Source organism: Methylacidiphilum infernorum V4, from assembly GCF_000019665.1.
Lineage (GTDB): Bacteria > Verrucomicrobiota > Verrucomicrobiia > Methylacidiphilales > Methylacidiphilaceae > Methylacidiphilum > Methylacidiphilum infernorum.
On record NC_010794.1, the window covers coordinates 612864 to 638466 of the forward strand.

Here is a 25603-nt window from a genome sequence, read left to right on the forward strand (position 1 = left end):
GCCCCCTCTTTTAGAGCCTTTCCTTGGGGACTTGCCTGCCCATCCTTGAGTGCTGTAATCCATTTTCGGGACAGAAAAAGGCAAGTAAAGAAAAATTTTTTCTTTCCTTATGAATATGGAGATCTTTGCGATTATCTTTTCTCATGTTTCCTTCCTTTTTACTTTTGTTTTTTTCTCTTGGTCTTATCGGGCTTTCAGCTCTTCCCTTGGAAGATTTGAAAAAGGATGTTTTTACCGAGGATCGCAGGGCTATCCTTTCCATGGTAGGAAACTGGAAAGTGAGTTACCGTTTTAACGAGATTTTTTCTTTACACCCTTCCTACATCCTGCATCCTTCTTACCGGATTAAAGGATACGAAAAAGTCCTTCTCCTCGAAGACAAAGACCGACACATCAGCCTGCAGCACTTGCTGGTTGATCCCAACGGAACGGTGATCAAGCATTGGAGAGAGGATTGGGATTATGAAAAATTGAATTCTTGGAGTTACGAGGGAAACAACCGCTGGGAATCGGTTGTTTTGGATCCCGCTTTGGTGAAGGGTTGTTGGGTCCAGATGGTTTGGAACGTGGATGATGCGCCTCGTTATGCAGGCTATGGACGGTGGATACACCTAAAGGATTATTCAGAATGGACATCGAGTAGGCTGGGAAGACCTCTTCCCCGCAGGGAACAGTCTAGACGTTCAGATTATAATCTCATGGAATCGATCATGCACCAACTGGTTTGGCAGCAAGGATGGATTATCCAGGAGGAAAACGATAAATGGGTTTACAACCCTTCAGAGCGATTTGCCTTGGCCAGAGAGATAGGAGTCATTATCTATGAGAAAGAACAGAAACTGGATTTTACTCCCGCCGACCGGTACATGCAAAAAACGGCCGACTTTTGGCAGGCCGTGCGTTCGGTATGGAAAAGCATCTTTGACGAATACCGGCAAGTCCAATATAAAGGGAAGGAATCGGGAAGAAAACTGGCTGAAAAATTGACCGGGGAGGCCCAAAGATACGATTCTAAAGCCGTATCCGGGGAAAATCTCCAGGCTTTAATCTTCTCCTGGATTAAAGAACACTACCTTTTAATTCCCGGAAAGGCCAAAAGTGAGCCTTCTCTGTAGTCCTCCATCTCTTGCCGCGGCCATGGGCCCTTGGAAAAGAGGGATGGGGATGAACTTAAGCTCAAGCCCGGAAATCCAATAACAAGGAGCTAAACTCTAGTATTGCAAATAGTGCGTAATGGTATATTATGTAGGGCATGGAAAGCACTATGAGCACGGGCCGGGTGGCCAAGCTGCTGGGGGTCTTGGTCAAGACCATGCAGCGATGGGAGCGTGAAGGCCGACTAATTCCTGCGGCGCGGACCGACAGCAACCGAAGGCTTTACACCGAATCACAGCTTCGTGATTTTCTCGGCCTGCGCCATGCGGTGTCCGAGCCGACGCGGCTCATCATCGCCGATCGCTGGTATCCGAGCAGTCGCCTGTGTTTGGTTTGCGGGTGGAAGAACGAGGCGCTGACGCTCAAGGATCGGAGCTGGACGTGTCCCGAGTGCGGCACGCACCACGACCGCGACTTCAACGCGGCGCTCAACCTCAAACGGCTGGCAACCGCAACTGCCCTACCCGTGGCGAGTCCGTCTGGTAACAGCGGCACTGCGGCAGAGATGGTCTCTGCCGTAGTCGGGAAAGTTACGCCTGTCAGAGACGATTCCGTTGAGGAATCGGGGCAGGAAGAGAACAGTGCGCACCTTTGCGCACGTTTTTGATAGCAGCCAAAATGAACCGTCATTTCATTAAAGAAAAGATAGAGAATGCAAAGGAAAAGAAAAAGCTTTCATGGGAAGAAATTGCCCGTCTGACGGGTATTTCTCCCGTCTTTTTAATTGCCGTCTGCCAGGGAAAGGCAACGGCGGACAAAAATCAAGCCGAGCGGTTGTGTGCCCTTCTTGAACTGGGACCGGAGATCGCCGATCAATTGCAAAAATGCGTGGATAGGAGTTGGGATAAACAAGTGCCAACCGATCCCGTTCTTTACAGGTTTTACGAGGCCTTTGGAGTTTACGGCGAGGCCCTTCGAGAACTCATCTGGGAGAAGTTTGGGGACGGAATTATGAGTGCCGTGGATATGGCTATATCTCTTGAAAGGGTAGATACGGCCATGGGACCAAGGGTAAAAATCACCTTGGATGGAAAGTTTCTTCCTTACAGGAAGGGATAAGGGGTTAATTTTTTTACTGGCCCCGGGTGCTTTTTTACCCTTTAGCGGTTATTGTTTAAAATACTCTTTTTTCAATAATCAGGCCGAAATCTAGGCAACAGGAGGCCACTTGTCTTTCCAAGGAGAAACAAGTTCAAAAGCATAAGAGGCTCTAAGGGTCGTCAAGTCGTCCAAGTGCCTGCCCACGATTTGAAGACCCACCGGCAGGTTCGTCGATGTCCATCCTGCGGGGACGGCCGCTGCGGGTTGGCCCGTCATGTTCATGATATAGGTAAAGGGGATCCAGGAAATGTGAGGGTTGGCCGGCTTTCCTTCGATGCAATCCGGTCCCTGGAAAAAGAGAGAGAAAGGAGGAACGGCGGTAACGGGGCTTAGAAAAAGCTCATAGTTTTCCATGAGCTTGCTCATCTTGTAAACGAGCTCTCTCCTCAGTTTTAAAGCTTGGGAAAAATCTTCGGGAGTAAAATTTCTTTTGAGAAAATCGACGATATGGTGGCTGATTTTTTTTCGGTTTTCCTCGGCAGCCTTGCGAAGGGCAACGAGATCCGATCCAAAATAAACCAAGGTCAAATAAGCTTCGGAGGGATCGGGCCAGCCCGGATCGATTTCTTCAATTGTACAGCCGAGGTCTGTTTCGAAGAGTTCTACGGCTTTGGAAACGATTTGCTTGAGCTCGGAATCTACCCGGGCATAGCCGAGATCCAGACTGAAGGCGATTTTTAGTCCTTTTATATCCGCTTTCAAGCAATCTTCCCATGCGAATTCCGGCGGGGGAAGAGAATAGGGATCCGAAGAATCCGGGCCAGACAAGACCGATAACAACAAAACCGCATCTTCCACGGTTCGACAAAGGGGACCGGCATGAGCAAAAAGTTCCCAGCTTTCAAAATCTCTTCCTCTCCCGATAGGCCAGGGGATCCTTCCCCGGGAAGGCTTGTATCCAAAAACTCCACAAAAAGAGGCCGGGATTCGAATCGAGCCTCCTCCATCGCTCCCCAGGGATAAAGGGCAAAGGCCGGCGGCAACCGCTGCAGCCGAACCTGAGCTTGAGCCGCCAGCCGTTAAATCCAACTTCCAAGGATTTCTTGTCGCCGGGAAAATGGGGTTGTGGCTGACCGCACTAAAGCCGAACTCGGGCATGTTAGTTTTACCGAGGATGATGGCCTTGGCTTCTTTGAGCCTTTTGACAAGAAGATGGTCTTCCTTGGCAACGTAATCCTTGAAGAGTAGAGAGCCACAAGTTGAAGGAAGAGAAACGATATCGAAATGGTCTTTAACGGTGATGGGAATGCCACATAAAGGAGAAAGGATGTTTCCGGAGACAATCTCTTTTTCCAGCGCTTTAGCCTTTTCTTTTGCCGATTCAAGAGAAAGAACGGTAAAGGCATGGATAAGAGGGTCGATCTTTTCTATTCTTGTGGCGTATAGATCGACCAACTCGACCGGGGAAATCTCTTTTTTCTTAATGAGCTGACCCAGCTCGGAAGCGGTTTTTCTCCAAAGTTCTTTCAAGGGTTTTTAAGGACAATTTATCGCGGAAGCTAAAAAGAGTAAATACCGGTTATTGACTTCCATGGGCAAATTATAGGCAAAGTGAGGATCTACCGGCCTCGGCAGGAGCTTCCCGCCCTGCAGAAGCTCAACCCGACGGATCACCTGCCAGGGTTTTCCGCGGTGTAGCTATCTCCATCCAAGGAACCGCTACGGGAACCGCTTGGCATGCCTGCACCGCGGCCGCGGCGGCCATGCCGACCGGGTTGGCCCATGCAACCACAAGGTAAGGACCTGGGATTCGCAGGGACCCCCGTAAACACCGCGGAGCCGGCTGCCTGCGGTCCTTCTTGAGAGGTTTTCCTGTGGGAGCGGGAAGTCGGCCGATTGGAATTGATCTGGTGATGGGAGACGGCCGGCGACGCAGGGGAGCTGTTCGGGGAGGGGAGGCTCAAGGCAAGGGTCTTCTTCGGCGGCTGTCCGCCCAGCCGGAACGGCAAGCTACGTGTTCAATCGTGAGCGTCGGCCTGTAAATCCGATGTCGGCGTTTCAAAACCGACCGGTCAACCGGCAAGCCAGTCAGCCATGGCGATCCCGGTTAATCCGTTCAAAAAGCTTGAGCAGAAAGGAGGGACCCACTCAGCCGTAGGCAAGGTTGAGCACATTTTTAGCAACCGAGAGCTTCCATGAAGCTTGCCGGTCATAAAAGGGTGACTACAGCAGAAATTAAAAAGCAGAGGGCCGCTACCAGCCTTTTAAAAAAAACGGCCGTTTGGCGAGAACCCTCTTCGGTTTTGATAAGAAAACCTAAAGCCCAAACGATAAATACCGACCATATTCCCCTCAGGTTGTAAAGGATGTTGGTTTGAGTGGCATTCGCGCTGAAAAGGATGCCCAAGGCTACGCCAAGACCCTGGAGTCCCTGTATGAAGCTTCCAGAAAAAAGAGAAAAGGAGAAAAAAGGAGATTCTTTCCCCAGGAGGGGGACGAAGGTTAAAAAAGGCAGGGAAACGATGCCGCAAAAAAGATACATGGCTAAGAGGAAAGTCGAAAGCGGTTCGTGGGAGGCTTGTTGAATGACCAGGTCGGAGCCGGCGAAAAGCAAAGAACAACCTACGGCAAAAACCAGCTCTTTACTCTTTTTGGACGACTTTACAACCGCTTCTTTCGGGGAAGGTTTGACCAAAAGGAAGAAACCGAGCAAAGAGAAAAGTATCGCCACGGCCAGCTTAGGTTCAAACTGATGACCTAGGAAAATCCAATCCATGAGAGCGATGAATAGGACTTTGCTCCCCATGATGGGGGTTATGACCGACACTTCGCAGTTGATAACCGACAGGAAAAGAAGAACCTGTCCTAGGGCGCTCAGAACGGCCGCAACCAAGGGAAGGCCCCAATTGGACTTTGGGGTAAAAAAAAGGAAAGGCAAGGACAATAAAGCGAAAAAGATATTGGTGATCAAGGCGGCTTGAAAAGCTTCCAAGGGTTTGTTGGTTCCTTTTTTTATAAGGAGGAAACCCACGGGTTGGATCATGCTTGCAAGAAGAGGAAGAAGTATGGCGGCCATGGGTAGTGAACTCTCGCTAAACAATTAATCTTTATTAAAAGCGAGGAAAAAAAGGCTTTTTCAGCAGCTTGAAGCTTTAGGCTTGCTGCACGGGGAGCCCATCGGGTTCATTTCAAGGAGTTTTTAAAATATAAGAGAAGATCAACCCCAGTTTTCAAGCTTATTTTTAAGAGCTTGGTTCATCAGTTCAAATCCCTCCTGAACCCTTGGCTTTATTGCCATCCAAAGGAAGGAGGGGAGAATCCCCTCGAACCGTTCCGTATGAAAAAAGCGGGTGGAAGTGGGAGTAGCTTCTAAAAGTTCAAGCTTGTGCATTCCCCTCAGCAGGAAGGGATGGATAAGATCACATTGCCAAAGGATCAGAGAGAGTGGATCTATCCGGAGCATCTTTCCTCTCATTAACACTGGAAATGAAGAGGGAGCATGGACTAAAAGCCAAAAGGGTTCACCGGGGAGAAGGTTTTTTATCCAAATTTTTCTTAAGAAAGGGTTCCACGCGGGAAAGGATTTAAAATCGGTGAGAGATTCCCAGATCTCTTCTTTTTTGGCTTTGATTTCGATCGAGGTGGATATTTCGTAGATCATGACTGGGAATGGGACTCAATAATTTCTCAAGATGACCTTTTTGATCTGGAGGAGCGCATAATTTTTCCACCTTTGCGCTTCTTCCAACTCCAAAGGATGTTTCCTTTGATATGAAGAATCAACGAGGGGACCCAAGGGGAGAAATTTTTGCAAGACATACTTTTGAGCCCCGCCGATCTGCGCAACCATGACTTTAAACTCATCGAAGCTCAGATCTTCTTTTACTACCGTCGTTCGAAATTCATACTCGATTTTTCCCTGGAGGAGCAAGTCCAGGCTTTGGGCGATAGCTGAAGGATCGATTGAAGAGCTCGTTGCTTGTGGATACTTTTCCAGGGGAGCTTTAAAATCCATGGCTACGAAGTCGATCAATCGCTTTTGGATTAACCTTTCGAGGATTTCAGGGTGGCTTCCATTCGTATCGAGCTTAACCAAAAATCCCCTCTTTTTAACGAGGATAATGAAATCCTGGAGATCTTCCTGCAGGGTTGGCTCTCCACCCGTTATAACCACTCCCTCTATCTTTTCTTTACGGGAATCCAAAAATTCCAGGACCCCGGCTAGGGGCAATAATGGACCATAATTTTCGGGAACTACCAGTTGCGGCACATAACAATAGGGGCAACGAAAGTTACATCCCTGGGTAAAAATAACGGCGGCTGTTTTTTCAGGGAAATCGATCAAACTGAAAGGTTCAATGCCCCCTATTTTCATTGAATTGAAAGGTCTTTCTCAGCTTAAATTCCTCCTGTTTTCCCGGGTTCCATTGATCCAGGGGCCGTAAGTAGCCGACAACCCGGGAGTATACTTCGCAAGGTTTTCCGCACCGTGGACAGCGGCTCTGTTCTCCGGAAAGATAACCATGTTCTGGACAGATCGAAAAGGTAGGGGTCAAAGTAAAATAGGGAATTTTGTATTTGGAACAGACAGCTTGGACAAAAGGAGGGATCGATTGGGGTTCATCGATTTTTTGTCCGAGAAAAAAGTGGAGGACCGTCCCTCCTGTATAACGAGATTGAAGTTCTTCTTGATGTTCCAAGGCTACAAAGGGATCTGTCGTAAAATGAACGGGTAGTTGGGTTGAATTCGTATAGAAAGGCGCTGCTCCTTTTTTTACAGCTTCTTCGTTGGCTACACGGATAGCGGGAAACATCGCCTTGTCGATTCGTGCAAGCCGGTAGCTTGTGGCTTCGGCGGGAGTAGCTTCAAGATTATAATTATTTTGTGTTTCTTTTTGAAATGCGAGCAGAGTCCCTCTCAAGGTATCGAGCACCTTGATGGCGAAGGCCTTCCCTTCGGGATCGGCTATGCTTTTGCCCATGAAATTTAAACAGGCCTCGTTCATACCTATGATTCCAATCGTTGAGAAGTGGTTTGCCCAGTAGGCCCCAAATCTCTGGTAGACGCCCTTGAGATAAAACTTGCTGTAAGGATAGAGGCCTTTTGCAATCCACCCTTCCAGGGCTTTTCTTTTCGCTTCGAGCGCTTTTTTAGCCAGCTCCATCAGCTCTTGAAGCCTCTCAAGAAATTCAGCTTCGCTCTTGGACAGAAAGCCTATTCGGGGCAGGTTGATCGTGACTACACCGATTGAACCGGTCAAGGGGTTTGAGCCGAAAAGCCCCCCTCCTCTGCGTAATAGTTGTGTCAAATCGAGCCTGAGCCGACAACACATGCTGCGGACATCGTCGACTTTCAAGTCTGAATTGATGAAGTTGGCAAAATAAGGGATCCCGTACTTTGCAGTCATTTTCCAGAGGGCATCGGCAGCGGGTCCTTTCCAGGGAAACTGGGAGGTAATGTTGTAGGTGGGAATAGGAAAAGTAAAAACCCTGCCCCGAGCGTCGCCTTCCAAAAAAACCTCGCAAAATAGCCGGTTTAAAATATCTATTTCTGGTTGAAACTCTCCATAAGTTTCTTTCTTAATTTTACCCCCGATCAAGACAGCTTCGTTTTGTAAAAAATGGGGAGGGTTCAAGTCTAGGGTCAGGTTGGTGAACGGAGCTTGAAATCCCACCCGTGTGGGAACGTTTAAATTAAACAAAAATTGTTGGAGCAGTTGGCGGATCTCTTTTTCCTTTAGGTTGTCATAACGGATGAAAGGAGCCAGCAAAGTATCAAAATTGGAAAAAGCTTGGGCGCCCGCTGCCTCTCCCTGGAGCGTGTAAAAAAAGTTGACTACTTGGTTGAGAGCGGTGCTGAAATGCAAGGGAGGACCGCTTTCCATCCTCCCTTCCACGCCCATGAATCCCTTTGCAAGGAAATCGGCTAGGTCCCATCCCATACAATAGACTCCCAATACCTGGAGATTATGGATATGGAAATCTCCTCTTTCGAAAGCTTCCTTGACTTCTGGAGGATAGATTTTCTGTAGCCAGTAACTTTTTGAAATTTTCGAGGAAAGGTAGAAATTCAGTCCCTGCAGGGAATAGGACATGTTGCTGTTTTCTTTGATTTCCCAGCAAGACCGGGAAAGATAGTCATCTACAAGCTTTGATGGTTCAAGGCTTTCATCCAATGGGGAATCTTGCATAAAAGGATAAACTCCTTAAACCGATTTTTGCATGATCTCCTTGAGGATGTTTTCCACCTCTTCAGCGACTTTATGGAGTCCCGGGGCCTTGAATAACTCGATCGTTTTTCGTGGAGAGAGGGTTGCGACTATCCTATGGGACTTGTATTCGTAGAGAGCAATTCGGCAAGGAAGAGCGGTTGAAACTTCAGGATTCTGCTCAAGGACCTGTTGGGCAAACCTTGGAGAACAAATTTCGAGGATCAGGCAAGGGTAATGGAGGGCAAAGCCTTTATTTTCCAAAGTCTTGGAAATGTCGTGGACCGCCATTACTCCGAAGTTTTTCTCTATCGCGTTGGCTTCCAAGGCTTTTCTTAATTCTTCGATACTTTTTTTGCTTTCGTAAGCGATGAGCATGATCGACTCCTTTTTTTCTTTAATTATAATCCAACAGCATCGCTTTTTCCAGTCAGGAAAGGGAAAGAAGGATATTGCCAAAAGGCCGAAATCCGCCTTTGCAAGGGACAAATAGGATTGCAAAAATTTTTATAAATTTATAAAAAACTTTTTTTCATCTCATTAAAAGCGATAAATTTAATTGCAAGTTGTTGGGCTTTTTGAGCTAATAGCTCGTGGCTAATCAGCAGAGATAGAAAGGAGTCTTTTCTTTGAGAATAGCTCAGGTGGCTTCTCTTTACGAACCGGTTCCTCCTCCCCGTTACGGAGGGACAGAACGGATTATTTCTTACTTGACAGAAGAGCTTGTAAGAGCGGGACACCAAGTCTCCCTCTTTGCCAGCGGCGATTCCATCACCACCTCTAGGCTCCATCCCATTATACCGAGAGCCCTTTGGGAGGATTCCCAACCCTGCGCCAACCCGTTGGTTTACCATATTCTTTTGCTGGAGGAAGTGCTTAAACACAAGGATCAATTTGATATCATTCATTTTCATACCGATTTTTTCCATTTTCCCATTCTCCGGAGGCTGGATGTCCCTCACTTGACAACTCCCCATGGGCGCATGGATTTTCCCGAATACATTCCTTTTTTCAGGGAGTTTCGGGATATTCCCCTTTCATCCATATCCTATGCACAAAAACAGGGATTAGCCCTGGGTCATTGGGTAGGGACGGTTCACCATGGACTTCCCTTGTCTCTTTACCAACTGAATGAAAATCCTTCGGATTATGTCGTTTTCTTGGGTAGAATTTCTCCTGAAAAAGGGGTGGATGACGCCTTGGCGATCGCCAGAATGGCGGGTTTAAAGCTCAAGATCGCCGCCCGCGTTGGGCTCGGAGACGATGCGTATTTTGAAAAGCTTTTGCCTGAATTTAAAAAGAAAAACATCGAGTACTTGGGAGAAGTCACCGACAGGGAAAAAAACGAGCTTTTGGGAGGGGCGTTGGCTTTAGTATTCCCGGTCTGCTGGCCTGAGCCCTTTGGGCTTTCCATGATTGAAGCCATGGCTTGTGGGACTCCCGTAATCGCTTACCCCCATGGATCAATCCCTGAGGTCGTTGATCACGGGATTACCGGCTTTATCGTTAAAGGCGTAGAAGAAGCCGTTTATGTTTTAAGCCAGATCCATACTTTTGATAGGAAACGATGCCGTCAACGATTTGAACAAAGATTTTCGGCACAAAAAATGGCGGAAGCTTACATCTCCCTGTATCAAAAGGTGATCGCGCAGAAAAGAAAGTAATCTTTATCCCGCCCGTATTCTTGGATCTTCCAAAAGGGATTTCTTCAGGGATTCAACTGGGAGATGTTGGATTTCTTTTTTATGAGTTCGGCTTCTATTAACGTTACAAATTCCTGGAAATTGGAGGGATTGGTTATTTTTTCTCCGTTTATAAAAAAGCAGGGATTTCCATCTACACCCACCCTAATGGCCGAAAGACAATCGGCAAGGATTCTCTTCCTCAAGGGTATTCCTTCCACGCCCTGGAGATCCTTTTTGAATTGCTCTTCGTTTAATCCTAACTTTTGAGCATAGTGAATAAACCATTCCGAGCAGGTCGGTCTAAAAGACCATTCTTTTTGGTTAGTTAAAAGCAACCCGACCATCTCCCAGAATTTTCCTTGTCGGCCGGCAGCTTCTGCAGCCATGGAAGCGGGGAAGGCTTCAGGATGAGTCATGGAGGGATTGTGACGAATGATCCAGGCTATTTTATCCCCATATTTTTTTTTCAGTTCTTGAAGCAGGGGGTAATAGGCGGCACAGACTGGACATTCCAAGTCAAGATATTCGATGATGATCACGGGGGCGCTGGGTTCTCCTTGTATCCAGTCAATAGATAAGGGTTTCAAGATTTTTGCCCGGGCCTCGGCGGATAGCGGAGGGAGGGGAGAAGGAGGGATAGGTTCGGCATTTTGCCTGGCTTTCGCAGCAAAGGGGCTAAAAAAGAAGCTTGCAAGAAGGAGGAGCAGAACAACAGGACTAGTAGCGAGTTTTGTCATAGATTCAACAGAAAAGAATAGTCAAAAGCTCTATTTTCGTATTAAAAAGGAAATACAAACTTCTAGAAACTCATTGGGGTTTACTTTTTCTATGACCTTGAATGAATTTATGGATATCATAGAAAAAAACGACAGTCCACCAGAATTTCTTTCCCCTCCTCTTCAAGCCTTGTTTTTTGAAAAAAAAGGCAATTGGGAGCGTGCTCATCGCATCGTTCAGCGTTACGAGGACAAGGATTGCTGTTGGGTCCATGCTTTTCTGCATCGTAAGGAAGGGGATATTTCCAACAGCCGATATTGGTATGCAAGGGCGGGAAAAGAAGCCGGGGAAGATTTCGAGGCCGAGTGGCGGAGTATTGCTTTGTCCCTGCTCGGCCGGTGAAGAAGAACAGCCGAAGCAAAAAGAAAGCCTTATAAAACGATTTGCAAGGAAGGCTTCAGCGGATCTATTGCCTGGACATGGGGAAGGGGAAGGGAAGAGGAAAGGATCCTGTTTTTTACGGTCGTTTCGGCCAGCTCCACGCGGTTGCAGTCCTCGCTCAAGTGAGCCAGGAACAGTTTTTTTAAGCCTTTTTTAGCCAGATCGCAGGCAATTGAAGCGGTGGCTTCGTTGGAAAGGTGTCCATGCCGGGATAAAATTCTTTGTTTTACCGACCAGGGTCTTTTTCTGTCCGCTTGGAGCAAGTCCATATCGTAATTGGATTCTAAAAGGAGGGTATGGCAGGGGGTGATCTTCTCTTTCACTAGCTTTGTTACGTATCCTAAATCGGTAAGAAGACCGATAGTGCCGCGGTGGTGATGGAAAAGAAACCCCACGGGGTCCGCTGCATCATGGGGGATGGGAAAACTTTCGATTTCTATCTCGTCTAGAAGATAACGGCTGCCGGATTCAAAGGGCCTCCAATCCACGGCTTTATCTTCTAAGCCCATGGATTTTTTCAAGGCTTTCCAGGTCAGCGTGTTACAGTACAAGGGAAAAGGCATCTTTTTTAACAGGATGGGCAGCCCGGCCACATGATCGGTATGCTCATGGGTGATGAAAACGGCTTTTATCGATTCAACAGGGACGTTCATTGCGGAAAGATGACGGATAATCTTTTTGTAGCGGATACCCGGATCTATGAGGATGCGAGAGTTTGGAGTTTCCAACAAATAACCGTTGCCTTTGCTGCTGCTTGCTAGGATGCTCAGGCTAACCATTTTTTTGACTATTTCATTTCAAAATTTTTTTTGCGAGAAAAAAAGAAAAAAATAAATTGGCCTAGAAATTGCTTCATATTGAAATAGAGTAAGCTGTGTCAACATCGTTAGGTCTTTATCAATCGATTAAGTTGCATCAGGCATTGTCGCCCCAAATGCAACATTCTTTAGCTATTTTGCAAGCTCCTGCCGTAGAGCTTTCTACAATCATCCAGCAGGAGTTGCTTTCCAATCCCCTGCTGGAAATTTCTGAAGACAAACCCTTGGAAGGCCAATCCCTAGAAGGGCTGTTTCATGAAAAAGAAAAATGGTACGACTACTTGGGACCCAATTTCGAGGGGGCTCAAAGATCGATCGAGGATGAAAGAAAACGGCAGTTCTTTTTCGATTCCCAGGTCGTTCCTCCATCCATGGCTTCGGAGCTTTCGAGGCAACTTTCCTTGGTTTGCAGTGATAACACTCTTTTGCAGGCGGCCCAATACATCATTGGTAACTTGGATGAAAGGGGATACTTAAACACGGAATTGGAAAACATCGCCCATGAACTGGGTTTAGCTTACGATTTGGTGGAGAAAGCCCTGGAACTTGTCCAGTCCCTTGATCCGCCGGGTATAGCCGCAAGAAATCTTTCCGAGTGCCTGTTGTTGCAACTCAAAGCGTTGGGAAAAGAAAACTCTTTGGAGTTCAGGATTATTAGCGAGTATTTGACCCTGCTCGAAAGGAAGAAATTGACTGAAATAGCAAAACAGTTGAAAGTGAGCCTCAAGCAAGTTCAAGAAGCGGTTGAATCCATTCGCTCCCTTAATCCTTTTCCCGGTTCGAAGTATCGCAGTGAAGAAAAGGAGAAGATTATCCAGGTTGATCTCATGGTCGTTAAAGAAGCGCAAGACTGGAAAGTTTACTTCAATGATGAGTTTATGCCCCGGTTACGCATTAATCATCATTATGAAAGCCTGCTGAGTAAAAACGACAAGGATCCGAGCTTGAAGAATTATTTGAAGGAGAAGAAACGTTCGGGACTCTTCTTGATTAAGTGCTTAAGGATGAGGGAAAACACCCTTTTGAAGGTTGCCGAAGCCATTGTCCATTGCCAGAAGGATTTTTTTGATTCTGGTCCCCATGCTTTAAAACCCTTGACCATGAGCGAAATAGCTCAAAAAATTGATGTCCATGAAACGACGGTGAGTCGGGCCATCGCCAATAAGTATGTAAAAACCCCTCACGGTATCTTTGAACTTAAATATTTTTTTAATTCGGGTTTTCAAAAGCAAACCGGAGAGTTTGTCGCCAATCAGACCATTAAAGAAGCCATAGAGAGGCTGATCCGTAACGAGGATCCCAGGTCTCCCTTATCGGATCAACAAATCGTTGAACTTCTGGCCAAAGAAGGGATAAAAATGGCCCGAAGAACCGTCGCCAAGTATAGGGCTCACTTGAAGATCTTGCCGAGCCATTTACGCCGGATAAGCTAACGGCAAAAATCACTTTCGGATTAACCAGAAAACAAGACTTAAGACGATGCTGATCAAAATGGATGTCGTAAGGGGAAAATAAAAGGTGAAATTGCCTTTTTCAATTTTGATATCACCCGGTAGCTTCCCCAGCCAGCCTTTCCCAAATCCAAACCCGATAAGCAACCCGGCAATGACAAGAAAAACTCCTAAAAAGACTAAAATTTTCCCTAGTTCCTGCATAGCTATCAAAAAATAGAATAAGCCCCTCATGGAATCAACATTTCATCAAAGCTTTCTCATCCCGTTGCCTTCGGTTCAGTTTGTCCTTTTTGTCCACCGTATTGCTCGAGGATCCCGCGGCCTTTTTCAAAAAGGGAGCTTATCTCAATGCTGTCTTTGAGCCCTCCCTGGGCGATGGTTTTGGATCCTCCTCCTTTCCCTTCAAAGGAGGCGACCAGTTGGGATAGAAGGTTCCTGGCTTCAATCTTTGTTGTCAAGGATGGCCCAACCCCTATGAAAAGGTTGATTTTCCCTTCCGACCGGCTAGCCAGAATCGCTACAGAGTCGATTCTTTTGGATATCTCGTTCCATAACAGGGGAAGATAGGATTGCGGTTTAGCGTCACAATCCAAGAATAGAACGGGGATAGCGCCTATTTTCTCAACCTGGGCAATAGCGGCCATGGCCTGTTGGCTGGCTTCCCTGCGAAAATTTTCTTCCTGTTTTTTGGCCCTTAATTTTTCCCTTTCTTTGATCTCTTTTTCAAAAGAGCTCAATTCTTCATTTCTCCTTTGGAAAATCTCGATTAGAGAATCAAGATCCAAAGTGTCTACCCACTTTGAGAGTCTAGGCAGGGATGGATCTTTGCTGTGCAGGATTTGCCACTTTTTATCCTGTTCAGCAGCTTGGGCATGAAGGAATTGCTCTAATGCCTTGCCACAGGCTGCCTCAATTCTTCTGATTCCGGCTGAAACCCCGTATTCGCCCAGGATCTTAAAATAGCCTATTTCTCCTGTGGATCTCACGTGTGTTCCTCCACACAACTCTTTGGAATAACGACCCACCGAGACGATCCTTACTCTCTGCCCGTATTTTTCTCCGAAGAGTTGGAGGATATCGGGGTTGTTTTTTACTTTCTCGTAGCTTTCTTCTTCGGCTGTAACCGGGTCGTTAAGCTCGATTTTTTCATTGACCAGCCGTTCAATTTCTGCGAGTTCTTCGGCCGAGAGAGGGCCGGTGTGAGAAAAATCAAATCTTAACCTGTCCGGCCCTACGTAGCTTCCTCTTTGCAGGGTTTCTGGTCCTAAAACCTTGCGCAATGCCCAATGGAGAAGATGGGTGGCCGTATGATGAGCAGCAATACATCGCCTTCTTTTTTCGTCTACTTGGAGATAGACCCGGCTTCCCGGTTTGAGATCATCGGTAAAAGCAAGCCTGTGAACATGAGCGCCGCTTGCCGATTTCATCGTGTCGAGGACTTCTATCTTTTTCTGATCGAAAACAACATAGCCCTTGTCTCCCACCTGGCCTCCCATTTCGGCATAAAAAGGGGTGCGATCGAATATTGCCCGGTTAGCGGACAGTAAAACAACCACTTCGGCTTCCGCTTCAAGCTCTTCGTATCCCACGAACTGCGAGGTTTTCGTCAAGCTCACGATATCTTCTTCATGGGAGAGGAGAGATCTTCTCCTTTGTTCTGCCATGAGCCTTTCAAAACCTTGGGTATCGACGCTAAAGCCCTGCTCTTTAGCAAGGAGTTGGGTCAGATCGAGGGGGAATCCATAGGTGTCGTACAGGACGAAAGCTTCTTTGCCCGAAATTTCTTTTCTTTTTTCGGCGATCATCTTCTGTTTTATCTCTTCAAAAAGGGCCAAGCCATGAGAGAGGGTCCTTGCGAAAAGCTCCTCTTCGGAACTGATCACTTCTTCAATGTGCCCTTGCTTATCGATCAATTCGGGATAGTGAGAACCCATGATCTTGACCAGGGGGTCAACCATTTCAAAAAGAAAGGGAGGATTGACCCCCAGGATTTGACCGAAACGGATCGCTCTTCTTAGAAGCCTTCGTAAGACATGTCCTCTCCCCAGGTTGCTTGGCAGGATACCGTCGGCAATGGCAAAAGCAAGGGCTCGGACATGATCGACGATGACCCTAAAGGCGATATCCTTTTTAAGCTGGGGATCAAGGGCAAAATCAGGGGTGGGGGGAATGGAACCGGTGTAAGAGACTTTGGATATATCTTGGAGTTTTTCAATGAGAGGAATGAAAAGGTCGGTATCGTAATCGGAAATGGTCCTGTTAAATTGCCGAAAAGAGGACGTCCCCTGGATAATGGCACATACTCTTTCAAGTCCCATGCCCGTGTCGACATGTCTTGAAGGCAACAAAGAAAAGGAACCGTCTTCATTGGCATTTAACTGGATAAAGACCAGGTTCCAAATCTCGATGCAGAGCGGGCTGTTTTTGTTGATCAATTTTCCTTCGGATTGGCCATCAGGGGTAAGGTCGATATGGATTTCTGAACAGGGACCGCAAGGTCCCGTTTCCCCCATCATCCAAAAATTATCTTTTTTCGTTCCGAAATGGATGTGGAGAAGGGGATTTAACTTGGCCTTTTGAAAAAGTTTAAACCAGATTCTAAAAGCTTCTTCGTCAAATTCCCCGGGCTCATCTGGAGCCGGCTTGTAAACCGTGGCGTAGATCCTTTCTTTGGGGAACCCCCACTTCTGGGTCAAAAGTTCCCACGCCCAGTGGATCGCTTCTTCTTTGAAATAATCATTAAAAGACCAGTTCCCCAGCATTTCGAAAAAGGTGTGGTGGTAGGTATCATAGCCGACTTCTTCCAGATCATTATGTTTGCCTCCCGCCCTGAGGCATTTCTGGCTATCGGCTATGCGCGGAGGAACATAAGGACATTTTTGTTTGCCCAAAAAAAAGGGGACAAAGGGATTCATCCCCGCATTGGTAAAAAGCAGGTTAGGAGATTCGGGAACGAGACTGGCCGAAGGGAGGATCGTATGTCCTCTCTCTTTGAAAAAATCAAGGAAGCTTTGTCGAATTTCATTCGAATTCATCAAATTTCTTAAAAAAAAAGGTTACTCACACTGTTCTAAAAGTTCTTGGGGAGCATCGAAATTGGCATACACGTTTTGAACGTCGTCATGGTCCTCAAGAATATCAAGAAGGCGATAAAGGGACTTAAAGGTTTCTTTGTCTGTAACGGAGATCGAATTTTTGGGAAGGTAGGTAATTTGACTGGATTTGATCGTCAATCCAGCCGTATCGAGATGTTTTTGGAGTTCATCGAGTTTTTCAGGCAAGCAAATGACTTCTATTTCTGAACCCTTTTGCTCGACATCTTCAGCCCCCGCTTCCAGGGCTACTTCAAAAACCCTGTCAAAATCGTTTTGATCCCCGTCCAGGACAATCCTGCCCTTTTTTTGAAATATCCAACTGACGCTGCCCGCAGCTCCAAGGTTACCGCCGTATTTCGAAAAAAGATTGCGGATCTCTGCTGTCGTCCTATTTCTATTGTCAGTGGCTGCTTCGATAAGGACGGCTACTCCACCCGGTCCATAGCCTTCGTAGAGTACATCTTCATAATGGCTACCCGCGATTTCACCCGTTCCTTTTTGAATGGCCCGGGTGATATTTTCCAGGGGCACCCCTTCGTCTTTGGCATTGGCAATGGCCCTCCTGAGCCTTGAATTGAAAGTCGGATCCCCTCCTCCAAGTCGAGCAGCAATGGAAATTTCCCTTGAAAGCTTGCTAAAAAGTTTTCCTTTTCGGATATCGGTCAATCCCTTCTGGTGTTTGACCTTTGCCCAGTGACTATGTCCAGCCATAATTCTGATTTGTAATGCTATAAAACCATTTTAAAAGTATTTATTCTCCATTTATTCCGCAAAAAAAAAACATACTACCATAATATCCCGCTATTAAAAATGAAATCTTGTTAAAAGTTCTCTTTCCGTTTATTTATTTCATCTCCATTACTCACTGGAGACTCCAACCTTCAGGCGGGAGAGGAAAGGGAGTCCTCGTTTGGTTACGTCTCCCCCGGTTGCCCGGAGGAGCCGTTTTTTTGCCCTTACGGGTCAATTGCGGCGCTCCTTTCGGGGCCTCTCCCCTCGGGAATGTTGCATGTCGGCCTTCTGCCGGAGCCCACCAGCACTCTTGCCCTCGGGGTTGTCTGCAACCCTGGGCATCGAGAGGCCGGGACTAAAGAAGCATCCCGATGTCGGTCTTTTGCTCTCCATGCAACGTAGCGGGTTGGTTAGCGCTTTCCCTGGTCAACCTGGGCTGGACTTGCGGCAAGCCTCCGACTTCAGTCGGGGGTGGTGGACAATCCCAGTAATTGCGCTTGCCAGGGGCAAATCTTATCCTCATCGATCAGCTTTTGGCAACCCGACCCGGGGTGGAGCGCCATTTCTGACAAAAGGTTTCTCGAGGCGATCAAGGCAGGATCTATACCGAGAAAAGAAGCGATTTTGTCTCGTTTATTTTTTAGTACTTCAAATCTTTTGGCCGCTTCTTTATCAAAAAGAAATAATTTTTTGGGTCCGGGCGATTCTTTCCAAGATCCATTTTGTTTTCCCTTTTCTATAGCTTTGAGCAAATCCCCAACGACTTCTCTTTCCAATCTTTGAACAGCGGGAATCGCTGCAATCGATCCACCGTGAGCAGAAATAAAACTGATTTGAACGAGATCTTCGCTCTTGATGATTTTGAATGGAGGGGTGTCTCTTAAAAGGGCAAGTTCTTTGCGCCACTTTTGCAGTTCGAACAAGATGGACTGGCCCAAGAAATCGAGTTTATGAACTCCTTCAATCCTTTCCCATTCTTTCGGAGAACCAAGAAAAGAATTTTCGATTTTTCTCTGGATCCTTTTACAGCTTTGTTCCATCCACTCCCATCTCCCTAGGCTCTTGAGGAGCCTCGTTAAAATTTCTTTGAGTTTTTCAAGATAAAGCACATCCTTGGCCGTATAATTGATGAGAGAGGGAGGAAGGGGCCTACGGGACCAATCGGCTTTTTGATGTTCTTTGGTCAGCTTGACCTGGAAAAATAAGGAAACAAGCCGAGCATACCCGACAGCTTCAAAACCACAAAGTTTAGCAGCGATGTGGGTATCAAAGATAGTTCGGGGTTGAGGGCACCCGGCCTTTCTGAGCATTTTCAAATCGTAATCCATTCCATGGCAGATCCATTCGGATCTGGAAAGAATGTCCCAGAGGGCGGATAGGTCATCTTTAAGGCAGTCAACAACGGCCAAATGTTGTCCTTGGCATAGGGAGACCACGCAGAGCTTTTCAGGATAATGATGAAGACTGTCTCCTTCAATGTCGATGGCAATGGGCTTGAATGGATCGATCAACAACAGGAAATCTTGAAGGGCATTTTTGTTGTCGATCCACTTGATCGGTCGGTCTGTTGAAAAAATCGAGGCTCGTTGAATTTCTTTTTTTTGTTCCATTGTCGGCGACCCATTTCCCTATCCTATCTTGGGGGATAGGATTCAGTATAAAAGAAATTTCTTTTCTTTGCGAAAAAAAACTGTAAGATACATTCACCGGTCATGGCAAAGGTGGCTGTGGTATCGAGGTAAAAATCACAAAAATTTCATTCTGGGACATGTAACCAAGAAAAAATGAAAAGTTTTCTACCAAGGATAGAAAGAACATTTTCAGAAGCGGAACTCTCTCTTGAAGAAATCAAGCGTTATGGTCGTCATCTCATAATGCCCGAAGTGACTCTAGAAGGGCAAAAAAAGTTGAAAGCGGCCAAGGTATTGGCTGTTGGGACGGGAGGTTTAGGCTCTCCCCTCCTTCTTTATCTCGCTGCCGCGGGTATTGGAACGATAGGCATAGTCGATTTTGACGTGGTGGATCATTCCAACCTTCATAGGCAGATTGTCCACAAGACCAAGAACGTGGGAAAGCCCAAAATTGAATCGGCTATCGAAACGATTGCAGAAATCAATCCTAATGTCCAAGTCATCCCTTATGAGATGGCGTTGAGGTCTGAAAATGCCCTTGAAATTATAAAGGATTATGACTGCGTTGTCGATGGTACGGATAATTTCCCTACTCGATACCTGGTCAATGATGCTTGTGTCCTGTTGGGCAAACCTAATGTCTATGGGTCTATTTTCCGGTTTGAAGGGCAGTCGACGGTATTTTGGGCTGAAAAAGGTCCCTGTTACCGTTGTCTCTATCCTGAGCCTCCCGAGCCGGGAATGGTTCCCAGTTGTGCCGAGGGAGGGGTGTTGGGGGTTCTCCCCGGGGTTATAGGCGTTTTGCAAGCCATTGAAACGGTCAAGTTAATTTTGGGTATTGGCAAGCCTTTGATTGGCCGATTACTCCACTTTGATGCCTTGGCGATGCGTTTCAGGGAATATGTGCTGAGAAAGGACCCTGATTGTCCTTTGTGTGGAGAAAACCCGACTATCAACAAGCTGATCGATTATGAAGCCTTTTGCGGATTGCATCGGCAGCAACCCGTCGATTTTACCAACGGCATTCCTTCTATCACGGTGGAAGAGCTTAAAAGGGCTCTAGACGGGGAGGAGAATTTTCTCCTCATCGACGTTCGAGAGGAACATGAATATCAAATCGCCAGGATTCCTCAATCGAAGCTCATTCCATTGGGGCAATTACATGCCAAGCTCCATGAATTGGATAGTTCTAAAAAGATCGTTGTGTATTGCAAGATGGGGGGAAGAAGCTTGAAAGCCTGTCGACTGTTGTATAATGCTGGATTTAAAAATATTTGGAATGTCCAGGGGGGCATCGATGCTTGGAGCCAGCTCATCGATCCGACCGTCCCTCGATATTGAAAGAAGACTTTAAAACTCCCATTTCTTGGTTTTTAGCCTGTTCTCATTCTCTTGGTCGTTGAGAGGAGAGCTCTTGATTGTTCTTAACAAGGGCAATAACCCTTTTGCATTTTGTTTGCAGAGGTTATTGATCGATTTTTTTCACCTGGATATAATGGAAAAGGAATATTTCTTTAAGAAAAATGGGAGCTCTCAAGTATAATAATTTTTAGATAATGGGTTTTGATTTGTTTTTCAAAAATATTATTTTTTTTATGACCAATCCGATCGATGACTGAAGGGAGGTGGTTGATGGCGGTAGCACAGCTGACAAGTCCAGAAGTGGTAAAAGAAGAGTCGGTCGAAGATAAGGTTAAAGAAGCTTTCGATCAACTCTGGGGGGTAATTGTCTGGAATGACCCGATCAATTTAATGAGTTACGTGGTGTATGTTTTCCAGAGGGTCTTAAAAATGAGCAAGCAGGATGCCACCCGTCATATGTTGGAGGTGCATAACAAGGGAAAGAGCATGGTGGCAAAGGAAACAAAAGAAAAAGCGGAGCTTCTCGTACACCAGCTTCAAGGTTTTGGTTTGCAAGCGACAATGGAGAAAACGTGAAAATTCGGGAGGATAAGGATGAATTGATCATTCAGTTTGAACCGACCGAAAGAGAATTGCTTCTGACTTCTCTTTTTGAGCTTAAAAAACATTACCAGCAAGAGATTTCAGAATTTCCCGATCCATTGAGAAAATTTTGGACGGGAGAATTAAGCCGGCAGACCAGTCCTGCTGAGGTGGAAGAGCTTATCGAGGATTTAACCGCAGAAAGACTCGAGCTGCGTTCAGAAAGACTCAAGTTGCTTGAAGATTGGCTTTCCAAGGAAAACTCTTTACGCAATCCAAGCAAGGGATACTTGCGGATAGCCAAAAAAGATATCGATCAGTTCTTATGCTTGTTGAATGACCGCCGCATTACCCTTGCCCTTATGCATGGCATTACCGAAGAACAAATGGAGTGGGATCCCTTTCTCATTAAATCTAAAGCCCTCCAGCAGGCAATTTGGGAAATCCATTTTTTGGCCTATCTCCAGGAAAATTGCATTTCCTATCTCATGGACTAAACAAGCGGCGATGCCTGGACTGTTTTCCCTTTTTTTTACTTGGGCAAACAAGGGGCAAGGTGCCAAATCATGGAAGCGTACTGCTGGATGGACCGATCGCTTGAAAACCATCCGAGGGAGGCGGTGTTGAGGATGGCCTTTGAGATCCACATTTTTCGGTCTTTGTATTGTTGATCGACTTTTGACTGGATTTCCTTGTAAGCGTGGAAGTCAGCTAATACAAAAAAGGGATCTCCTCCGCCGATGAGGCTGTGGACTAAAGGTTGGAGTACGGCGGGAGATTCTCCCGGGGTAAATTCACCACTCCCCAACCAATCTAAAAGGTATTTGATTTCGGGATCGGTTTCGTAAATTTTTCTTGAGGAATAGCCTGATACGGACAATTGCCTAATTTCTTCGGCTTTGAGACCGAAAATAAAAATGTTTTGTTCCCCTACGGCCTCCAAAATTTCTATGTTGGCTCCATCCATTGTCCCTACCGTCAGGGCTCCGTTTAGGGCCAGTTTCATGTTCCCCGTGCCGGACGCTTCTTTGCCCGCCGTCGATATCTGCTCTGAAACGTCGGCCGCGGGAATAATTTTGCTTGCCAACCAGATGCCGTAGTTAGGGACAAAATAAAGCCTGATTTTCTTGTTGACCCGAGGATCATTATTGATCTTGTTACCAACCGCATTGATAGCTTTTATGATGCATTTGGCAAGATCGTAACCGGGAGCGGCTTTCCCTGCGACGAGAAAGACCCGGGGATGGATGTCGAGATTGGGATTATCCAGTAGCCTTCGGTAAAGGGAAAGGATATGCAAGAGATTGAGATGTTGCCTTTTGTACTCGTGAATTCTTTTAATCTGGACATCGAAAAGGGCATCGGGATCTATGACAAAGTTATACCGTTGCTTGAGTAAGCTCGACAGTTCGGCCTTGTTGGATTGTTTGACCAGTTCATACTTTTCTTGAAAGGCGGGATCGGCCATGAAACTCTTTAAGCCTTCCAGTTTTTCAAGGTCAGATGGCCAATCTTCTCCTATAGCTTCCGTAATGAGGTTGGATAACCTAGGATTGGAAGCCAAGAGCCACAGTCGGGGGGTAATGCCGTTGGTTACGTTGTGGAATTTTTTAGGATGCAAGGTGTAAAAAGGATGGAAAAGTTCTTTTTTGAGCAGTTCGCTATGAAGGGCCGAAACCCCGTTTATGGAATAACTGCCGCAAATGGCTAGGTTGGCCATCCGCACGAGTTTGGGTTGGGTTTCTTCGATAAGAGATATCTGCCTGATGAGCTTGTCTCTTTCAGGGATCGTTGTGGGAACACTGTCTAGGAGCTGCTTGTTGATTTCATAAATGATCTGGAGATGCCTGGGTAAAACTCTTTCGAACAGGGGAACCGACCATTTTTCCAAGGCTTCGGGCATCAGGGTATGGTTGGTATAAGCAAAACATTGAGAAACCAGTTCCCACGATTTTGACCAGGGAAGATTGTGTTCGTCGAGGAAAATACGCATGAGCTCGGCAATGGCAATTGCCGGATGGGTGTCATTGAGATGAATAACCACCTTGGAGGGAAAATCGTCAAAATGGGAATGTTCCTTGAGGAACCTGCGGACGATGTCATGGAGGGAGCAGGAGACAAAGAAGTATTGTTGAATGAGGCGCAGCTCCCTGCCTATTTCTGTTTTATCGTTGGGATACAGGACCTTGGAGATCGATTCACAAAAGCTTTTTTCGGCTACCGCTTCAAAATAGCCCCCCCGATTGAAGGCTTCAAGATCAAACTCCACGGTGGACTTGGATCTCCATAACCGGAGTACGTTAACGACAGGACTACGATAACCTGGAATTAAGTAATCGTAGGGAACCCCGAGAATTTCTTTGCCTCCCACCCAAACCGGCTTCTGTTTATTCCAATCGATGCTGCCATAGAGCCTGATGACTTGGGAGAAGCGAGGGCGGATAATTTCCCAGGGGACACCAAACCTGGTCCAATCATCGGGTCTTTCTACCTGGTAGCCGTTAATAATATCCTGGTGAAACAGACCGAATTCATAGTGAAGTCCATAACCAAAGGCGGGATACCGCAGCGTGGATAGGCTATCGAGGAAACAGGCGGCCAACCTTCCCAACCCTCCATTGCCGAGGCCTATTTGTGGCTCTTCTTCAAAAATTTGGTCTATATCCAGGCCAAGTCCCGTTAAAGCCTTTTTTGTTTGTTCGAGAATGCCTAAGTTGATCAGGTTTTGGTGTAATAGCCTACCCAGAAAATATTCTAACGAGAAAAAGTAGAGTCTTTTAACCTTATCCGCTTTTTGGGCTCTGTAGGTGGCCAGGAACTGGTCGACTATGTGATCTTGACACATCATTGCGGTGGACACCCACCAATCGAAAGGAGTGGCCGTGTCGGGAGAACGGGCTAAACTCAACCTTAGGTGAGTGAGTATGGCTTCTCGAATACCTTCAGGTGTCGTATCTGTTGTAAAGCGCCAATATCCGGAACGAGACGTCATATATTACCGCTAAAGCAGTTGCTATTCCGATCACTTATTACTAAATAATAAAATTAATTAATGAAGTTGAAAAGTTTTTTCTCGATCATTCTCCATTACACCTTGTCTTCCAGGTTTTAAAAAACCTTGTCCATGGAGTCAAATCCCTTTCATCCCTATATTTGGTAATGAAGAAGAGCCAAGAAGGATAGAATAAAATTTAATTAATAAAAATAATGGTATGTTTTTTTCTTTATTTTTTTATTTTGTTCTTTCCCTATACATTATTTTAGCCAAAAATGACGAACTTATAAAATAACGGTATGGGAAAAATAAACCAACTTTTTTTTGGAAGGAGATCTGAACCTCCTCCTATCCCTTTAGGGGAAAAAAACGGGAATGGTCGAGGACCTTCCCTGTTTGATACCGAAAAGCCTGCGGCGAGAATTCCTATTAGCAAAAGGCCCAAGAGGCAAACCCTTTTATTTGCCATTGGCATTTTTCTTGTGGTCGCCACCTTTTCTTTTTTGATTTATTTTTTGACCAAGCCTTATCCGGGTTCCACGGCCAACGATGAAATCCATTCTTCAGAGATTACTTATTCAAAGTACCTGTTTTGGAACGAACAAATAAGTCGCTACATGCAAAGTGGCGTCGTTCCTTTTCAAGCTGAAGGGGAAGGCAACCGTCCGAATTTCTGGCAGCTTTACCACGACCTGCCCAACATGAAAGCTGTCCGGGCAGCCTTGTTAAGACATCTTCCCCAAGGTTTTACTCTACTTAAAATTGAACCTGTCCGATTTGAAAAAACGAAGGATTTTATCCAGGTCACTTATAATGTAAAAGTCCTCCCTTCCTATACGGAATGGGTTGTGCCGAGGGGCAAAGCCCTGTTGCCGGCCTCAAATGAAGATAAGATTCAAAGGAAGCTTGTCCAGCTCGTTCTTTTTACGCGGGATTTGCCGCCGGGGTTCATTTACTTCTTTGGAGAAAAGAAAATCCTCTGTAAAGCTCAAGAAGCCTTCGATTTTTCCTGGACGGTAAAAAAAGCGGTTGTTCAAGGAGGTTTCTGGAGAATATTGGAAGTTGGTCCTACGCCTTTTGAAGACGCCGAGAGCTTTGCTAGGGAAGGACTGGTTTTGCCTGCAAGCGAGGAAGTCTATACGGTGAAATCCGACCCGGTTCTCAACGAGCTTATGCGTGAGCAGGACCAGAGCTGGCAGAATTTTTTTTCACGGATAAATCAGATACGCGATCAGGTTGTCGAATATCGCAATCAGCTTGTTAAAGATATACCCGGTGTTCCCAAGATGGGCAAGCCTTTTGCCTCGGGTTCTGGCACCCCGACCACGACCCTTGAAGGAGCGGGTATCGGGCTTTTGGGTGGAGCCTTGATCGGGGGACTTGCCGGAGGGGGATTGGGCGCAGGAATAGGTGCAGGGCTAGGGTTGCTGGGTGGGGGATTGGGGGGATATTTATACAGCCATGAACGAAGAAAAAGTCTATATAGAAGAAGGCTTGCCGAACGAAGAGAAAAGATCAGGGAAATTAACGAAAAGGTTGAAGCTTACAGGGACAAGTTGGTCAAGGAGTACGAAGAGGAGCTTAAAGAAAGAATTCAAGCAAGGCAGGAGCGATACCAAGGAGTGCGAGCTTCTCCTTGATTTTTGAATGATATTGGGCTTAAGGATAAATAATCGGTCTGTCCTT

General features: G+C 46.3%; 26 protein-coding genes and 1 pseudogene. 12 read left to right on the forward strand and 15 right to left on the reverse strand.

Going from position 1 to position 25603, the window contains the following annotated elements; all coding sequences use genetic code 11:
* Nucleotides 1-10: 10 nt before the first annotated feature.
* Nucleotides 11-145, reverse strand: a complete 135-nt coding sequence (locus tag MINF_RS11800; protein WP_012462970.1) for a hypothetical protein — start codon at nt 143-145, stop codon at nt 11-13.
* Between MINF_RS11800 and MINF_RS02795 the strand changes: the two genes are divergently transcribed.
* The 4 genes and pseudogenes from MINF_RS02795 (at nt 144) to cynS (ending at nt 2214) form a co-directional block, all read left to right on the forward strand.
* Nucleotides 144-1115, forward strand: coding sequence for a DUF6607 family protein (locus MINF_RS02795; protein ID WP_148205105.1), 972 nt, complete (start codon nt 144-146; stop codon nt 1113-1115). The genes MINF_RS11800 and MINF_RS02795 overlap by 2 nt on opposite strands.
* A 137-nt stretch (nt 1116-1252) precedes the next feature.
* Nucleotides 1253-1447 (forward strand): annotated as a pseudogene (locus MINF_RS11805) (MerR family DNA-binding transcriptional regulator); the annotation flags it as partial.
* Nucleotides 1424-1762 (forward strand): transposase, encoded by a 339-nt coding sequence (locus tag MINF_RS11355; RefSeq protein WP_238523573.1) that lies wholly within the window; start codon nt 1424-1426, stop codon nt 1760-1762. The pseudogene MINF_RS11805 and the gene MINF_RS11355, both read left to right, overlap by 24 nt.
* An 11-nt stretch (nt 1763-1773) precedes the next feature.
* Nucleotides 1774-2214, forward strand: coding sequence for a cyanase (gene cynS, locus MINF_RS02805; protein WP_048810439.1), 441 nt, complete (start codon nt 1774-1776; stop codon nt 2212-2214).
* A 90-nt stretch (nt 2215-2304) separates the two neighbouring features.
* Here the strand turns inward: cynS and MINF_RS02810 are convergent, their stop codons facing one another.
* Together MINF_RS02810 and MINF_RS11810 are read right to left on the reverse strand one after the other, a co-directional pair.
* A complete protein-coding gene (locus tag MINF_RS02810; protein WP_012462974.1) occupies nt 2305-3726 on the reverse strand; it encodes an amidase in 1422 nt (473 codons plus the stop codon).
* Nucleotides 3727-3853: 127 nt separating this feature from the next.
* The gene (locus tag MINF_RS11810; RefSeq protein ID WP_274377018.1) at nt 3854-3988 is read right to left on the reverse strand and encodes a hypothetical protein; all 135 of its coding nucleotides are present in this window, start codon (nt 3986-3988) and stop codon (nt 3854-3856) included.
* An 82-nt stretch (nt 3989-4070) separates the two neighbouring features.
* Here MINF_RS11810 and MINF_RS11360 point away from each other — a divergent pair, with 82 nt between their 5' ends.
* Nucleotides 4071-4238 carry a hypothetical protein gene (locus MINF_RS11360; protein WP_187146962.1) on the forward strand — a complete coding sequence of 56 codons (168 nt, stop codon included), beginning with the start codon at nt 4071-4073 and terminating at the stop codon, nt 4236-4238.
* 167 nt (nt 4239-4405) lie between these two features.
* On the opposite strand, the gene MINF_RS02815 is transcribed toward MINF_RS11360, so the two are convergent.
* The 5 genes from MINF_RS02815 to MINF_RS11365 form a co-directional block, all read right to left on the reverse strand.
* Nucleotides 4406-5272 carry an EamA family transporter gene (locus MINF_RS02815; protein WP_048810082.1) on the reverse strand — a complete coding sequence of 289 codons (867 nt, stop codon included), beginning with the start codon at nt 5270-5272 and terminating at the stop codon, nt 4406-4408.
* Nucleotides 5273-5413: 141 nt separating this feature from the next.
* Nucleotides 5414-5857: an SRPBCC domain-containing protein gene (locus tag MINF_RS02820; protein WP_012462976.1), complete on the reverse strand. Its 444-nt coding sequence runs from the start codon at nt 5855-5857 to the stop codon at nt 5414-5416.
* Nucleotides 5858-5872: 15 nt separating this feature from the next.
* Nucleotides 5873-6571 (reverse strand): anaerobic ribonucleoside-triphosphate reductase activating protein, encoded by a 699-nt coding sequence (locus MINF_RS02825; RefSeq protein ID WP_012462977.1) that lies wholly within the window; start codon nt 6569-6571, stop codon nt 5873-5875.
* Entirely contained in the window at nt 6552-8387 is a 1836-nt protein-coding gene (locus MINF_RS02830) for a ribonucleoside triphosphate reductase (RefSeq protein ID WP_012462978.1), read from the reverse strand. Before MINF_RS02830 ends, MINF_RS02825 begins: the two co-directional genes overlap by 20 nt.
* Nucleotides 8388-8402: 15 nt before the next feature.
* Entirely contained in the window at nt 8403-8783 is a 381-nt protein-coding gene (locus tag MINF_RS11365; RefSeq protein WP_187146963.1) for a DUF302 domain-containing protein, read from the reverse strand.
* Nucleotides 8784-9034: 251 nt separating this feature from the next.
* Between MINF_RS11365 and MINF_RS02840 the strand changes: the two genes are divergently transcribed.
* Nucleotides 9035-10069 (forward strand): glycosyltransferase family 4 protein, encoded by a 1035-nt coding sequence (locus tag MINF_RS02840; RefSeq protein ID WP_012462980.1) that lies wholly within the window; start codon nt 9035-9037, stop codon nt 10067-10069.
* Between the two features lie 44 nt (nt 10070-10113).
* Here MINF_RS02840 and MINF_RS02845 read toward each other — a convergent pair whose 3' ends face one another.
* Nucleotides 10114-10827 carry a DsbA family protein gene (locus MINF_RS02845; protein ID WP_012462981.1) on the reverse strand — a complete coding sequence of 238 codons (714 nt, stop codon included), beginning with the start codon at nt 10825-10827 and terminating at the stop codon, nt 10114-10116.
* Between the two features lie 91 nt (nt 10828-10918).
* Between MINF_RS02845 and MINF_RS02850 the strand changes: the two genes are divergently transcribed.
* Nucleotides 10919-11209 carry a hypothetical protein gene (locus MINF_RS02850; RefSeq protein ID WP_048810440.1) on the forward strand — a complete coding sequence of 97 codons (291 nt, stop codon included), beginning with the start codon at nt 10919-10921 and terminating at the stop codon, nt 11207-11209.
* Nucleotides 11210-11238: 29 nt separating this feature from the next.
* Here the strand turns inward: MINF_RS02850 and MINF_RS02855 are convergent, their stop codons facing one another.
* A complete protein-coding gene (locus tag MINF_RS02855) occupies nt 11239-12027 on the reverse strand; it encodes an MBL fold metallo-hydrolase (protein WP_048810083.1) in 789 nt (262 codons plus the stop codon).
* A gap of 95 nt (nt 12028-12122) precedes the next feature.
* On the opposite strand from MINF_RS02855, the gene rpoN reads away from it, so the two are divergent.
* Nucleotides 12123-13499 (forward strand): RNA polymerase factor sigma-54, encoded by a 1377-nt coding sequence (gene rpoN, locus MINF_RS02860; protein WP_012462985.1) that lies wholly within the window; start codon nt 12123-12125, stop codon nt 13497-13499.
* A 9-nt stretch (nt 13500-13508) separates the two neighbouring features.
* On the opposite strand, the gene MINF_RS02865 is transcribed toward rpoN, so the two are convergent.
* The 4 genes from MINF_RS02865 to MINF_RS02885 all read right to left on the reverse strand — a co-directional run bounded on the left by MINF_RS02865 (nt 13509) and on the right by MINF_RS02885 (nt 18957).
* Nucleotides 13509-13751 (reverse strand): DUF2905 domain-containing protein, encoded by a 243-nt coding sequence (locus MINF_RS02865; RefSeq protein WP_012462986.1) that lies wholly within the window; start codon nt 13749-13751, stop codon nt 13509-13511.
* A gap of 26 nt (nt 13752-13777) precedes the next feature.
* On the reverse strand, nt 13778-16555 hold the full coding sequence (alaS, locus tag MINF_RS02870; RefSeq protein WP_238523531.1) for an alanine--tRNA ligase: 2778 nt from the start codon (nt 16553-16555) through the stop codon (nt 13778-13780).
* A gap of 21 nt (nt 16556-16576) precedes the next feature.
* A complete protein-coding gene (locus MINF_RS02875) occupies nt 16577-17326 on the reverse strand; it encodes a YebC/PmpR family DNA-binding transcriptional regulator (RefSeq protein ID WP_012462988.1) in 750 nt (249 codons plus the stop codon).
* 482 nt (nt 17327-17808) lie between these two features.
* Nucleotides 17809-18957: a ribonuclease D gene (locus MINF_RS02885; protein ID WP_079200411.1), complete on the reverse strand. Its 1149-nt coding sequence runs from the start codon at nt 18955-18957 to the stop codon at nt 17809-17811.
* A gap of 174 nt (nt 18958-19131) precedes the next feature.
* Here MINF_RS02885 and moeB point away from each other — a divergent pair, with 174 nt between their 5' ends.
* The 3 genes from moeB to MINF_RS02900 all read left to right on the forward strand — a co-directional run bounded on the left by moeB (nt 19132) and on the right by MINF_RS02900 (nt 21419).
* A complete protein-coding gene (gene moeB / locus MINF_RS02890) occupies nt 19132-20319 on the forward strand; it encodes a molybdopterin-synthase adenylyltransferase MoeB (protein WP_012462991.1) in 1188 nt (395 codons plus the stop codon).
* Nucleotides 20320-20610: 291 nt separating this feature from the next.
* The gene (gene clpS, locus MINF_RS02895; RefSeq protein WP_187146964.1) at nt 20611-20916 is read left to right on the forward strand and encodes an ATP-dependent Clp protease adapter ClpS; all 306 of its coding nucleotides are present in this window, start codon (nt 20611-20613) and stop codon (nt 20914-20916) included.
* Complete coding sequence (locus tag MINF_RS02900; protein ID WP_012462994.1) at nt 20913-21419, forward strand: hypothetical protein; 507 nt, start codon at nt 20913-20915, stop codon at nt 21417-21419. Before clpS ends, MINF_RS02900 begins: the two co-directional genes overlap by 4 nt.
* 35 nt (nt 21420-21454) lie before the next feature.
* Here the strand turns inward: MINF_RS02900 and MINF_RS02905 are convergent, their stop codons facing one another.
* A complete protein-coding gene (locus tag MINF_RS02905) occupies nt 21455-23914 on the reverse strand; it encodes a glycogen/starch/alpha-glucan phosphorylase (RefSeq protein WP_012462995.1) in 2460 nt (819 codons plus the stop codon).
* Between the two features lie 302 nt (nt 23915-24216).
* Here MINF_RS02905 and MINF_RS02910 point away from each other — a divergent pair, with 302 nt between their 5' ends.
* The gene (locus tag MINF_RS02910; protein WP_012462996.1) at nt 24217-25557 is read left to right on the forward strand and encodes a hypothetical protein; all 1341 of its coding nucleotides are present in this window, start codon (nt 24217-24219) and stop codon (nt 25555-25557) included.
* Nucleotides 25558-25603 lie beyond the last annotated feature (46 nt).

Bases quoted from the DNA above. Each gene is read 5' to 3' on its own strand.
- MINF_RS02795 (WP_148205105.1), top strand. From the start codon at position 144: ATGTTTCCTTCCTTTTTACTTTTGTTTTTTTCTCTTGGTCTTATCGGG.
- MINF_RS11800 (WP_012462970.1), bottom strand. From the start codon at position 145: ATGAGAAAAGATAATCGCAAAGATCTCCATATTCATAAGGAAAGAAAA.
- cynS (WP_048810439.1), top strand. From the start codon at position 1,774: ATGAACCGTCATTTCATTAAAGAAAAGATAGAGAATGCAAAGGAAAAG.
- MINF_RS02815 (WP_048810082.1), bottom strand. From the start codon at position 5,272: ATGGCCGCCATACTTCTTCCTCTTCTTGCAAGCATGATCCAACCCGTG.
- MINF_RS02820 (WP_012462976.1), bottom strand. From the start codon at position 5,857: ATGATCTACGAAATATCCACCTCGATCGAAATCAAAGCCAAAAAAGAA.
- MINF_RS02825 (WP_012462977.1), bottom strand. From the start codon at position 6,571: ATGAAAATAGGGGGCATTGAACCTTTCAGTTTGATCGATTTCCCTGAA.
- MINF_RS02830 (WP_012462978.1), bottom strand. From the start codon at position 8,387: ATGCAAGATTCCCCATTGGATGAAAGCCTTGAACCATCAAAGCTTGTA.
- MINF_RS11365 (WP_187146963.1), bottom strand. From the start codon at position 8,783: ATGCTCATCGCTTACGAAAGCAAAAAAAGTATCGAAGAATTAAGAAAA.
- MINF_RS02845 (WP_012462981.1), bottom strand. From the start codon at position 10,827: ATGACAAAACTCGCTACTAGTCCTGTTGTTCTGCTCCTCCTTCTTGCA.
- MINF_RS02850 (WP_048810440.1), top strand. From the start codon at position 10,919: ATGACCTTGAATGAATTTATGGATATCATAGAAAAAAACGACAGTCCA.
- MINF_RS02855 (WP_048810083.1), bottom strand. From the start codon at position 12,027: ATGGTTAGCCTGAGCATCCTAGCAAGCAGCAGCAAAGGCAACGGTTAT.
- MINF_RS02865 (WP_012462986.1), bottom strand. From the start codon at position 13,751: ATGAGGGGCTTATTCTATTTTTTGATAGCTATGCAGGAACTAGGGAAA.
- alaS (WP_238523531.1), bottom strand. From the start codon at position 16,555: ATGAATTCGAATGAAATTCGACAAAGCTTCCTTGATTTTTTCAAAGAG.
- MINF_RS02875 (WP_012462988.1), bottom strand. From the start codon at position 17,326: ATGGCTGGACATAGTCACTGGGCAAAGGTCAAACACCAGAAGGGATTG.
- MINF_RS02885 (WP_079200411.1), bottom strand. From the start codon at position 18,957: ATGGAACAAAAAAAAGAAATTCAACGAGCCTCGATTTTTTCAACAGAC.
- moeB (WP_012462991.1), top strand. From the start codon at position 19,132: ATGAAAAGTTTTCTACCAAGGATAGAAAGAACATTTTCAGAAGCGGAA.
- clpS (WP_187146964.1), top strand. From the start codon at position 20,611: ATGGCGGTAGCACAGCTGACAAGTCCAGAAGTGGTAAAAGAAGAGTCG.
- MINF_RS02905 (WP_012462995.1), bottom strand. From the start codon at position 23,914: ATGACGTCTCGTTCCGGATATTGGCGCTTTACAACAGATACGACACCT.
- MINF_RS02910 (WP_012462996.1), top strand. From the start codon at position 24,217: ATGGGAAAAATAAACCAACTTTTTTTTGGAAGGAGATCTGAACCTCCT.